Here is a 12,396-nt window from a genome sequence, read left to right on the forward strand (position 1 = left end):
GTTAACTTGTTATATTTCAAAAACTTAAGAAAACCACTTCTCTCAAACTAGGTCAAATACAGACTAAACACGTCTCACGGTATGTCAAAAACGACCTACTCTTCAGGATCATCTTCGCTGGCATACTCTTCGCGCTTCAAGCCGTATTTTTTCATTCTTAAATAGAGGTTTTTACGTGGGATATCCAAGTGCTCAGCGGTATCGCCAATATGGCCTGAAAACCTCGCCAACGCATGATGCAGTACTTGTAGCTCAAACTGCGCCAACTGGTGGGCTAAGCTTGTACACTCTGGTTTGTTACTGACATTGATGAGGTCTGAGATCCCAAGCGTAATACGGTCAGCTTCATTCATTAACTCGCGCACGTTCCCCGGCCAATCGTGGGCAATTAACTGCTGAAAATGTAATGGTGATAACGGCGGGGCTTTCTTTCCTAAGCGCGATTCTGACTCGTGAATAAAATGACTCAACAGCAGCGGGATGTCGTCTTTTCGCTCTCTTAGCGGCGGAATATCCAAACTAGCCACGCTCAAGCGGTAATATAAGTCCTGACGAAAACCACCTTTTTGCGACAAAGCCAAAAGGTCTTCTTTCGACGCAGACAGTACTTTCAGATCCACATGAACCAGCTGATTACTGCCAACACGTTCCAACTCCCCTTCCTGAATCACACGCAGCAGACGGATTTGCGCCGATAATGGCATGCTCTCTATTTCATCGAGAAATAAGGTTCCGCCAGACGCGTATTCAATCTTACCGATGCGCTTTTTACTCGCGCCTGTAAAGCTGCCTTGTTCGTGGCCAAACAGTTCCGATTCGATTAAGTTTTCAGGCATCGCGCCACAGTTAATTGCAACAAACGGCTTATCTTTACGCTCTGACTGCGCATGCAACGTTCGGGCAATCTTCTCTTTACCCGTACCAGTTTCACCATTGATCACGATATTAACGTCGGCATTCGCGAGAGTAATCAGGCGCTGCTTGAGCTTCACCATCGCTTCCGACTGTCCAAGCAGCACTTCATCAAGTGATATCTGTCGACGTGAGCTCTGCTTTAAGCGGCGATTCTCTAATGTCAGTTGACGGTGCTGAATGGCTTTAGTCACCAGGCCGATTAAGTGCTCCGGCCGCAATGGCTTCTCTACAAAATCGAACGCGCCGAGCTTAATACATTGTAATGCGGTTTCGATATCTGCATGACCAGAGATCAATATGACTGGGATTTCCTCGTCGATTTGGCGGATATGTTCAAGAAACGTCACCCCATCCATATTGGGCATGCGAATATCCGAGACAATCGTCGCGTCACAACCATAACTGATGCAAGGCAACGCTTTGTCTGCTGAGGGGAAAGCGTTGACGCGAAAACCATTCAGTTCAAGGATTTCACTTAAGCTTTCTCTGAGTTCTTTGTCGTCTTCGACGAGAATGATGGATGCTTGAGACATATCGTCACCTCCGTTCCTTGGTTAACTTGCGACGTGACATGAATGCTTCCGCCAAAGTCCTGAATAATATTGTGTGTGATGGACATACCCAGTCCTAGCCCTTTCCCCACGTCCTTAGTGGTAAAAAAGGGTTCGAAAATCTGTTTGAGTTGTGAGCTTTCGATGCCGCAACCGTTATCTATCACTTTGATTTCAACTTCATCACCGTTTTGCTGAGCATTAATGCAAATCTTCGGCTCCTCTTGCCCGTCAACTCGCTCCAGCGCTTCAATACTGTTGCTGAGCAAATTGACCATCACTTGCTCCAAACGAACTTCGTTTGCTAGCACCTGCAAAGCCGCATCAACATCGAGTTCAACCCATGAAGACGGGATGTTTTCCGTAAACAGCTCCAACGCATTTTCAATCACAGGGCGTAACTTAACGGCTTGATTGTAGTCATCAGCTTTACGTGCAAACGATTTTAAATGCTGACACAGTTTGGTCGCTCGGTCAGTAATCTTATTGATTTTACTTAGTTTATCCTCCGCTTTGGCCACATCGTTGCCAGCGAGATACTGCTCAGCTAAGTAAGTGTTAGAGCGAATCGCCGCCAAGGGCTGACTAAACTCATGCACGATACCCGTGGTTAGCTGACCAAGCACTGCCAGTTTACCCGCTTGGATCAACTCATCTTGGGTATCTTTGAGGGTTTGCTCGGCTTGTTTGCGCTGCTGAATTTCGACCACCAGCTTCTGGTTAGTCGCTTCCAACGTTTCGGTGTAACGACGCAATTCTTGCGACTGGTAGTTAAACAAGTTGGTCGCATCCGCCAAAGACGCAACCTCATCTTTGCCAGAAACGTGAATCATATTTTGCGGTTGACCTTCCGCTAGGTGGCGCATGCTTCGAAGTACATAAGCGAGTCGATGCAAGATGTGATACTTCAAGTACCACGCCATCGACACTAATAGCGTGAGTATCCCCAGCAGAGCCAAAGTCAGTTGAGTTCGACTGTTGTCTAGCGTTTTGGTGAGCTCAGCGGTGGTCTCACGGTTAGCCGTTTCGGCATCGACGATGGCTTGGTCGATGATCAGCTTGATTCGTTGAATCAGCTGGCGGTTATCTTCCAGCAAAGTTTGGTTTTGCTCATCAAGCACTAACACCCGTAGACTTCGGTCTAATGCATTGTCAGAGCCGCTCACGTGCTCCTCTAAACTCTGCGCCATTTGCCGCAATGTAATGGTGCTCGGGTTGCTTCTTAGCACCGAGATTTGCATCTCGATCGCGTGCATGTTCTCGTCGATCATACTTTGCGCAGCCAGTACATCGTTGCGCGAGCTGAACAAAGGCACTCGCTGAAGCAAGTCCAGCACCAAGTTCACGTCCGCTTCAAACTTGAGTAGTTGAGCCTGAATATTGGCTTCGGCGGCTAACTGGTCTAACTCCCTGTCACTGAGTGACTGGCTGCCCTTAAAACCAAACACCAGTTGTGCGAGGTTGTATTGGCTCTCTGCGGTAAGCGGCGCTACCTCATCGACAAAATCGATTTGCAGCCAATGCAATTGTTGGCGCAGTTGATCCTGACGCTCCCGCAGTTTGAGTTTTTCCTGACTGTTGGCAAACAAGTTAGCGACATTCACTTCGAGAGCCTCAACCAACGCTTGCAACTCGTTACGACGATTATCGGTTAAGCCAGATTGAGCCAGCTCGCTAAGGATCGGTAGGCTTTTCTTGAGGTTAACTTGCGCTCGAGTCAGCGCCAACACCGAATCCGCTGACGCCAGTTTCGACGCATCGGTGGTGATCATGCCGCCAATATGGGCAATTTTTGCTGCAGAGGTAAGAACGGGTAGATGCTCGTGCACCGTCACTTCAACGCTGTCCGCCACCTGATAGAAGGTGAAAAAGTTAATCAGCACCACCCCACCTGCGATACCACCTGACAACGCGAACAGTAAGAAAATCTTGGTCGCGATACTGTGTCGTTTTTTCATCACTGACCATCCTTATTGACGTCTAAACTCAAACGTTCAACGCGTTCAATCGCATCGTTGAGGCTTTGAGTCAGCTCTTCTTGCCACTGTGTGGTTAATCGCTGATAGAAGTTGCTATAACGATTATTCGGACTCAGTTCTTGGTTTAACTTCGGGTCTCGTGCGACGGATTCATCAATCGGGATTTGAGTCACTTGGCGAAAGATCTGCTGTAACTCAGCACGCTGTTCAAGGTTCAGTTCACGTCTGTCTATCTCGTGCCACGCGTGCCAAAAGGTTTGTAAGGAAGTTAAACGCTCGGTGACAAACGCATCGAATAAGCGATTGACCAGATGATAGCGTTCAGCAGAAAGTTGTTGGTCAAAGCGATTTACAGAATGTTCATTTTGGCTGGCTGCTTGCTTTAGCGACAGGCGACTCAGCGAAGGAGAAGAGAGCAGCCGTTGTCCGCTGTCTCCGAGTAGAAAATCAATAAACTGTTGTGCCGCCGCCGTTTGTTGAGTGTTAGCGCTTAACGCAATTTGAGCAGGCACCAGTGGCGTGTTAGGCAGTGCAGCATAACCGACGTTCTCGCCTTCGTCCTTAGCGTTTTTATAGAAGAAGTCCACTACAGGCGCAACAGCAAAACGCTGCTTAATAATGCCCTGACGCACGCCAAAACTGCGCGCGGTAATGGTCGCTAAATTACCACTCAGTTGAGCGATTAGCGCCCACCCCTCTTGCCAGCCGTATTGCTGTAATATCAACTCAATCACGATATGGTTAGTACCCGATCGCGAAGGCGCACTGAGCGCGACTTTGCCTTCAAACTGCGGAGAGAGCAGTGTTTCCCAGCTATCGGGTTGAGGCAAATTGTTACTGGCGAGCGCTTCTTGATGCCAGAAAAAACCAAACTCCGACCACGCAAACGTCACTGGTGCTTGGATATAACCCGCCTGCTGCATCAACGCCATTGCATCGGATGAAGAAACCCACACCAGGTCTGGTTCAGGCTGGCGTTTCTGCATTAAGTGCGCGATCAGTGCTGGAGTTTTCTTATTGATAAAGCGTACGTCTGAGCTAGGATACTCACGCTTAAACTGCTGAGAGACTTGAAAATAAAAGCGTTCAGGGAAAGAGGTGATAACAACCGTTTCAGCCAATGAAGAAAGAGATGCAAGCAGCAACCCCAAGTAAATCCATAACCTAATTAACATTGTCAATCTCCTATCCCTTACTGACAACATTAACCAAACCGCAACAAAAATAAAACATATACCAATCACAGTGAGTAAATGATCAGATATAGCGTCGGAAAAACACTTGAGAACAAGGCAAAATTTTTTGATAAGTAGTTATTCTACAATCAAAAATTTTAACGCAGTTATCGAGTGCTTTAACAAGCTAGGATGAGCAGTTATTTACTACGATTGGTATTACTTATCTCGCCATACGCAACATTGTGAATCGGCGAGATAAAAAAGGCTCCTGTCGGAGCCTTTCGTTAAATCATTTTATTGAGCTTTTCGCCGAGTAATTCTAAGCGCCAGCCCTGCATCAGATCCGGCAACCTTGAAGGATCACGGTCTTTTTTCCATACCCAACTGATGAGCTGATTCAGTTGCTTCTTCGAAGCTAAAAACTCCGTCGCCAAACCCGATGACTGCGATGCGTGTTTCACTTCATCTTTGAGTTTCTTAAACAGCTGCTTATAACTCGGCATATCCATCAAACGCTCTATTTTCGCCGGATACTCTTCAGCCGGAATGTTTTTAGCCGCTTTAACAATAGAGATAATTCGCGCTGAGTGACGACCAACCGAACGTGGGTCGATGCCTTCTTGCTCCATACGTTGGCGATTTTTAATCCCTAAACGCGCAACCGTTAACAGGTCGTTTTCTTTAAAAACAAAGTTCAGAGCCAGGTCTCGGCGAATTGCTTCTTTGTAGCGCCAAGTTGCCAAAGGCTTGAGTATCGCTAGCTCACTCGGTTTAAGCTGCCAAGCGCCCTTAATATCAAGGTATGCTTGGTCTGGGTCGACATTTTTCACACGTTTCGCCGCCAACAAATCACTCTCTTGTTGCGCCGCTTCCCACCAACCCGCTTCTGTCACTTGTTGTTCCAACTTTTCAAAAAGTGGGTATAGGTAATAAACGTCAGCCGCCGCGTATTCAAGTTGCTTAGTGGACAGTGGTCTTGCCAACCAATCGGTGCGAGATTCACTCTTGTCCAGTTCAACGCTCAGGTAAGACTCCACCAGCGAAGCAAAGCCAGTTGATAGACCATGCCCTAAAAACGCCGCCATCACTTGTGTGTCAACCATAGGGTAAGGCAAACAACCAAAGCTGTTCTGAAACACTTCCAAATCTTCACCGCACGCGTGCAACACTTTAAGGACAGAGGTGTCTTTCAACAGCTGTTCGAAAGCACTCATATCTTCGATGGTTGTCGGGTCAATCAAGGATAATGTCTGGCCGTCATAAAGCTGAATCAAACCGAGCTGAGGATAGAACGTTCGCGTACGAACAAACTCAGTATCCAGCATAACGATGTCGGTATCTCTTGCCTGCAAACAGACCGTTTCTAATTGTTCCGATTGGGTGATGATTTGATAATTCACTAAGTTCTCGCTGTGAAGTTAAATGCGCCGGAAAACAAAATGCCGACAAGTGATTGTCGGCATTCTATCATTTCTGTTTTAACTCTGCTCGGCTAGTTAGCTTTGCTGAGCTTTTGCTAGGTTTGCTTCGTTCTCTTCGCGTAGTTCGCGGCGCAGAATCTTACCTACGTTGGTTTTTGGTAAGTCTTCTCTGAACTCAACAAGTTTAGGCACTTTGTAACCCGTCAGATGCTGACGACAGTGCGCGATCACTTCGTCTTTGGTTAGGCTTGGGTCACGTTTGACTACGTAGACCTTCACGACTTCGCCAGACACCGGATGTTCCTGACCAATCGCCGCCACCTCAAGCACTTTGCCGTGCAACGCGACCACATCTTCAATCTCATTTGGATAGACGTTGAAGCCAGACACAAGGATCATGTCTTTCTTACGGTCAACGATATGGATAAGTCCTTCGTCGTCAAACTTAACGATATCACCCGTTGATAGCCAGCCGTCGGCGTCGATTACTTCTTTGGTAGCTTCCGGACGCTGCCAGTAGCCTTGCATCACTTGTGGGCCACGAACCTGAAGCTCGCCCACTTCGGTAATCGGTAGCTCTTTGCCTTCATCATCAACAATACGCACTTCCGTCGATGGTACAGGCAGGCCGATTGCGCCCGTGTATTGGGTTAAGTCGTATGGGTTACCCGTTACCAGCGGTGAACACTCAGTCAGGCCGTAGCCTTCTAGCAGGTGAATGCCGGTGGTTTTCTGCCATTGGTCAGCAACCGCACGCTGAACCGCCATACCGCCACCAACAGAAAGTTTCAGGTTGCTGAAATCAAGCTCGTGGAAATCTTCGTTGTTCACCAGAGCGTTAAATAGCGTGTTTACACCAGTAATTGCCGTGAATGGGTATTTCTGTAGCTCTTTGATAAAGCCAGGAATGTCACGCGGATTGGTGATCAACAGGTTGCGGCCACCCATCTCAACGAACAACAAGCAGTTCACTGTCAAAGCAAACACGTGGTAAAGCGGTAGAGCCGTAACCACCAGCTCTCGTCCTTCAGACAGTACCGGCCCGTAAGCCCCTTTGGCTTGCATCACGTTGGCGATCATATTGCGGTGAGTCAGGATAGCGCCTTTCGCTACACCAGTCGTACCGCCGGTGTACTGCAAGAAAGCAATGTCTTCACCCGACATGAATGGCTTCACGTATTGCAGGCGACGACCTTTACGCAGTGCTTTACGCATTGAAATCGCACCCGGCAGATCGTATTTAGGTACCATGCCTTTCACGTACTTGACGACGAAATCGACAATCGTACCTTTCGCGCGTGGCAGCATTTGACCAAGGCTGGTCAGAACCACGTGCTTAACTGGCGTGTTATCAACGATTTGCTCTAACGTATTGGCGAAGTTCGATACGATGACAATCGCTTTAGCGCCAGCGTCATTCAACTGATGTTCTAGCTCACGAGGCGTGTAGAGTGGGTTCACGTTTACTGCGATCAAACCTGCACGAAGCACACCAAACAACGCGACTGGATATTGCAGTAGGTTTGGCATCATTAGCGCAACGCGGTCGCCTTTCTTTAGCTTGAGTTCGTTTTGCAGATACGCGGCAAATGCGCGGCTGCGTTCTTCAAGCTTACGGAATGTCATTACCGAGCCCATATTCATAAATGCAGGCTGGTCAGCGTATTTTTGGACTGATTGTTCGAACATCTCAACCAGTGATGGATACTGATCTGGGTTGATGTGCTCAGGCACATCGCTTGGATAACGTGATAACCAAGGTTTATCCACGGTAATACTCCTCGAAAATAAGCGGGCAGTTGTCGACGAAACGCCGTGTTTTTTATTGCCGACTATTACACCACAGGCAAAGTGTTGGAGCACGAAACAGCCAAACACTTGTTTAAATTTTGTTAACTAAGCCAAAGATTAGGTCAATTACTCTAATTGGAGATTGTAGGTGGCAATGATGTCCGCCTGCGACCAATTCAATTTGAATTGCTTCAGACGCATCTTGTCGAAAACTCTGCAAATGAGAAAAACCTTGCTCGCCCAATATGACCACCTGAGGACAGGTGATGTGTTGGCGAATGGAGTGCGCATGTTGCCACGACATTCGATATAAAGATTGGCTTTGCAGCTTAATATCGTGTCGCCAGTACCATTGAGAGTCGCGCTCGACTACCCCTCGAGTCACTATCGGAGCAATCTGTTCTGGCAATAGGTGGTTGACCTTCGCCCTTCTCTCTATGGCATCTTGTAATGATGCAAATGCTCTTGCTGGTTTTCTACGGATCCTTTGTCGGCTGAGCACACCTTCCCTCAATCGAGAAACGGTTTCGCTTTCTTCTTCGGCCAAAGGTCCATAACCTTCTATCTGAACTAACCCACTGACTTGTTCAGGAAAGGCGGCACTATAACAACTTGCGACCAAAGCACCAAGCGAATGCCCTACTAACACTATTCTGTTTGGCGAGAAGTTAACCAATAGCTGGTAAATATCGTCAATATAGTCGTGAAATGGGTAGAAATTGCCGTGACTTTTATGGCTTGAAAGGCCATGACCAGGTAAATCGATTGCGCAGAGGTGGAGCGACGGCGCAGCTTGGTGTAACCCTTCCAAAATGGGAAAGAAACTCGCAGCGTTATCTAACCAACCATGCAAAAAAACGACCGATATATCGGCCGTTTTGCTGTTGCCATATTCCACTGCCTCAAGAAAACCATCATGGAGTGGATAGCGTGTGTTCTCGAACATTACCTGACTTCCTGTATCACCTTAGCTCGCCTTGTTCCAAAGCGAAGATCCTGACAATAAAGTGTGCGGCAAGGGTAAAAGTGGCTGTCAAAATCATTGGTGACTACAGTTTCTTCTATGCGCCACAAATGGAAGCCTTTCACCTTCATTACTGGGAAATCATAGCTGTAGTCGCCGACCTGATTTTCTTCCCGACCAGCCGATTGCCCTAGCAGGGTAATCAATCGCCCTTCCGACAACGTAACTGGGTCGGCAAATCCGCTGATATAACCGACAAAGCGCCCTTTAGGCTCCATATCAATGTCTGGTCTGCCGGTTGAATTGATCGGCAAGTTCACCACTTCAACGCGGGTTTGATTTTCAAGATTGGTCACTTTTGCAATCACGCCACCCAGTCTAACTTCGCCATTGCTGGCTGTATTCGATTGCCACTGGCTGTAGTCGGTAATGAGGTTGGTGTTACCGGTTTTTAGCGATTCAGGAAGTGAGCTACACGCACTTAATAAAAGCACGCCGGCAAGAACCATGGCCTTGGAGAAAAATCGGCGAGAAAACAGAATGTTAGTCATAACGGCCACCAAGTCTAAGAAGTGAAGCTAGATATAAATATCGACACCTAGCATGGAGGAGAGTTCATCACGTTTCGCTTGATTCATCACGTTCATGTACTCTTCCATCGCTTTACGACCTTTCCCTTCAGGGAGATCATATTGGATCTGCGCTTTGTGAACTTCTGATTCGCTTACTTGGCGGATAGTATGCGCCACAGCATTCGCCACTTTCGACGGCTGTCCTACGGGATCTTTCTGCTGTGACTTCTTAACCTCGTTCTTTTTGTTGGCCTTATTGGCGCGGTTTGGGCCATTGACCGAAGGAGGTAATCCGTTAATTGAAACCATACTATCCGCTTATGTTATCTATTCGCGACCTGGTAACTTCTTCCAAGCAACCGTGTCACGCAGGTAAGTCGGACTCGCCTCTTCTGCATCAACCGTGTTGCCTTTCAGCCAGTCCAGTTTCGCTAGTTGAACAATATCTTCCGCGTCTGGGAAAAGAACCTCACTACCAGTGCGCTCAAACTTAAGTTCTGATAGCTCTGGATACGCGTCCCAACCCGTCCCTGCAGTACGCCAAACGTGCTCATCCACTTGACTGTTTTCAGCGAGAAGCGCAGGCGGAATCACACACTCTGGGTCAACTTGCAGCCAGCTACCGTCTTCTTGACGAGCAAATCTGCCCCAATATACTTCACTCATACGCGCATCAATAGCACACGCGACATGTTGCGCTTGGTGTTTACGGAAACAACCCTGCGCCATCGTCTCAAGAGTAGACACGCCAATCATCGGCAGCTCTGCACCAAACGCCAAACCTTGCGCAATACCGATACCGATGCGAACTCCGGTAAAGCTGCCCGGACCGCGACCAAATGCCAACGCATCCAAGTCGTTCAAGGTCAGTCCCGCTTCTTTTAGTACTTCGTCTACCATAGGTAAGATCTTTTTGGTGTGATCTCTTGGTGCAACTTCACTACGGACATACACTTGGTCATCGACTAAAAGCGCTACAGAACAGTTCTCTGTAGCCGTATCTAGGGCAAGAATCTTTGCGCTCATTGAAATCTCTAAATTTTATTGGTTGTTTCTAATCTGAAATATGGTCAAGAAAGTTGCTCACGACAGCCAAATCACGCGTACGCGGGATTGGAGGTAAACTAGCGAGAAACACGCCGCCGTACTCTCGCGTCACTAAGCGGTTGTCACAGATGATCAACGCGCCTTTGTCTTTCTTGTCTCGTATTAACCGCCCGACTCCCTGCTTAAGTGTTATCACTGCGTCGGGTATTTGAACCTGAGAAAACGGATCGCCACCTTTTAACTGGCAATCTTCGATACGCGCTTTCAACAATGGGTCATCGGGTGCGGTAAACGGTAATTTGTCGATGATAACACAGCTCAGCGCGTCACCTCTAACATCTATCCCTTCCCAAAACGCGCCTGTCGCGACCAGCAACGCGTTGCCAAGCTCCATAAACTCAGCCAGCGTTTTTTGTTTACTGGTTTCTCCCTGCAGCAATACCGGGACAGAAAGAGTTTCTCTAAAGCGTTCGCCTAAATCTCGCATCATGCTGTGTGAAGTACACAAGAAGAAGCAGCGCCCTTGGTTTTTCTCTATCAGCGGAGCAAGCATGCGTACCAACTTGTCAGCCAGCCCAGGGCTGTTCGGTTCGGGCAGGTAACGCGGCACACATAGCCTTGCCTGGCTTTGATAATCAAACGGGCTCGGCAAAGAAAACTGCTTGGACGGTTTTAAACCTAAACGGGAAGTGAAGTGACCAAAATCATCGTTCACGGCTAATGTCGCGGAAGTAAAAATCCACGCACCCTGTTTAAGCTCGATTTGTTCGTGGAACTTATCGGCAACCGACAGCGGGGTAATATGCAGGCTGAAATGCCTTGGTGTGGTATCGTACCAATATGAATAGCCAGTAATGGACACATCACACACGCGCTGCAATCGCGCTTGAATCGTATTTGCCCGTTCAAATGCGGTATCAAGCAACTGACTGCGTCCCAACGCAAGCTTTAACACTTCTAAGGCAAAATCGAGCGCTTCTTGTAGTCGCTCTAACTCACGCGCAATAGACGGGGATTTGATCGCTTCGCGCCAGTTACCGCGAAAACCGGGTTCGCCTAATGTGATGCGTAAATCCATCGCAGCTTGCTGGAGTTTCTCACCCACTTTCTGCAATTGGCGCATGTCTTTGGCTTCGGTGCGATAGCCGATTTCGATATCTTTGGATAGCTCTTGAATTTGACGGCTGGAAAGCGACTGACCGAAATACTGGCTGGCAATGTCCGGCAGCTGGTGCGCTTCGTCAAAGATAAACACGTCCGCTTCAGGGATCAACTCACCAAAGCCGGTTTCTTTGATGGCTAAGTCGGCGAGAAACAGATGGTGGTTAACCACCACCACATCAGAATCCATCGCTTTCTTCCGCGCTTTGAGTACAAAGCAGTCCTGATAACTCGGACATTCTTTACCTAGACAATTATCGTTGGTCGATGTGATCGTTGGGATGACTAAGCTATCTTCGGCGATGGCATCACAGTCTCCCAAGTCACCAGTTTTGGTCTCACTCGCCCACGAACGTACTTTGACCAGCTGGCTGAGCAAGGTTGGATCTGCGCTGTTGGTGTGACTTTCGATCATCTGACGGCTAAGTCTATCGAGACATAGGTAGTTAGCGCGTCCTTTCAACAACGCCACTTGACCGTAAAACCCCAGCGCACTGACCATTAACGGCAAATCGCGGTGAAATAACTGCTCCTGCAGGTTTTTAGAACCGGTACTTATAATGGTTTTCTTACCGCTGAGCAGCGCTGGCACTAAATACGCAAAAGTTTTACCCGTTCCGGTTCCGGCTTCGACCACCAACTGCGAATCTTGCTTGATCGCATCGGTCACCGCTTCGGCCATATCAAGTTGAGCCTGACGAGGCTGAAATCCGGGAATCGCTTTACCAAGAGCGCCATCAGAGGAGAAAGTTTTGGAGATCATCAAAAGTTATCGGTCGAGCTATTTGGGTTTGAGATTATGGCAGTTTTCGCTGCA

10 protein-coding genes are annotated in these 12,396 nt (G+C 48.1%); all 10 read right to left on the reverse strand.

Annotation, left to right across the window (positions count from 1 at the left end; all coding sequences use genetic code 11):
* Positions 1-95 precede the first annotated feature (95 nt).
* Entirely contained in the window at positions 96-1,448 is a 1,353-nt protein-coding gene (locus tag AKJ31_RS05880; protein ID WP_053408174.1) for a sigma-54-dependent transcriptional regulator, read from the reverse strand.
* Complete coding sequence (locus AKJ31_RS05885; RefSeq protein ID WP_053408175.1) at positions 1,391-3,424, reverse strand: ATP-binding protein; 2,034 nt, start codon at positions 3,422-3,424, stop codon at positions 1,391-1,393. Before AKJ31_RS05885 ends, AKJ31_RS05880 begins: the two co-directional genes overlap by 58 nt.
* The gene (locus AKJ31_RS05890) at positions 3,424-4,620 is read right to left on the reverse strand and encodes an extracellular solute-binding protein (protein WP_053408176.1); all 1,197 of its coding nucleotides are present in this window, start codon (positions 4,618-4,620) and stop codon (positions 3,424-3,426) included. Before AKJ31_RS05890 ends, AKJ31_RS05885 begins: the two co-directional genes overlap by 1 nt.
* 287 nt (positions 4,621-4,907) lie before the next feature.
* The gene (gene rnd, locus AKJ31_RS05895) at positions 4,908-6,023 is read right to left on the reverse strand and encodes a ribonuclease D (RefSeq protein ID WP_053408177.1); all 1,116 of its coding nucleotides are present in this window, start codon (positions 6,021-6,023) and stop codon (positions 4,908-4,910) included.
* Between the two features lie 96 nt (positions 6,024-6,119).
* Positions 6,120-7,814 carry a long-chain-fatty-acid--CoA ligase FadD gene (fadD, locus tag AKJ31_RS05900; protein WP_053408178.1) on the reverse strand — a complete coding sequence of 565 codons (1,695 nt, stop codon included), beginning with the start codon at positions 7,812-7,814 and terminating at the stop codon, positions 6,120-6,122.
* 112 nt (positions 7,815-7,926) lie between these two features.
* Positions 7,927-8,781 (reverse strand): alpha/beta fold hydrolase, encoded by an 855-nt coding sequence (locus AKJ31_RS05905; protein WP_053408179.1) that lies wholly within the window; start codon positions 8,779-8,781, stop codon positions 7,927-7,929.
* Positions 8,781-9,350 carry a Slp family lipoprotein gene (locus AKJ31_RS05910; protein WP_053408180.1) on the reverse strand — a complete coding sequence of 190 codons (570 nt, stop codon included), beginning with the start codon at positions 9,348-9,350 and terminating at the stop codon, positions 8,781-8,783. The genes AKJ31_RS05905 and AKJ31_RS05910 overlap by 1 nt, the downstream gene beginning before the upstream one ends.
* A gap of 27 nt (positions 9,351-9,377) precedes the next feature.
* Positions 9,378-9,680, reverse strand: coding sequence for a hypothetical protein (locus AKJ31_RS05915; RefSeq protein WP_053408181.1), 303 nt, complete (start codon positions 9,678-9,680; stop codon positions 9,378-9,380).
* An 18-nt stretch (positions 9,681-9,698) separates the two neighbouring features.
* The gene (tsaB, locus tag AKJ31_RS05920) at positions 9,699-10,397 is read right to left on the reverse strand and encodes a tRNA (adenosine(37)-N6)-threonylcarbamoyltransferase complex dimerization subunit type 1 TsaB (protein ID WP_053408182.1); all 699 of its coding nucleotides are present in this window, start codon (positions 10,395-10,397) and stop codon (positions 9,699-9,701) included.
* 28 nt (positions 10,398-10,425) lie between these two features.
* Positions 10,426-12,342 (reverse strand): DNA repair helicase YoaA, encoded by a 1,917-nt coding sequence (gene yoaA, locus AKJ31_RS05925; protein ID WP_053408183.1) that lies wholly within the window; start codon positions 12,340-12,342, stop codon positions 10,426-10,428.
* Between the last annotated feature and the right edge of the window lie 54 nt (positions 12,343-12,396).

Source organism: Vibrio hepatarius (assembly GCF_001274785.1).
Classification (GTDB): Bacteria; Pseudomonadota; Gammaproteobacteria; order Enterobacterales; family Vibrionaceae; genus Vibrio; species Vibrio hepatarius.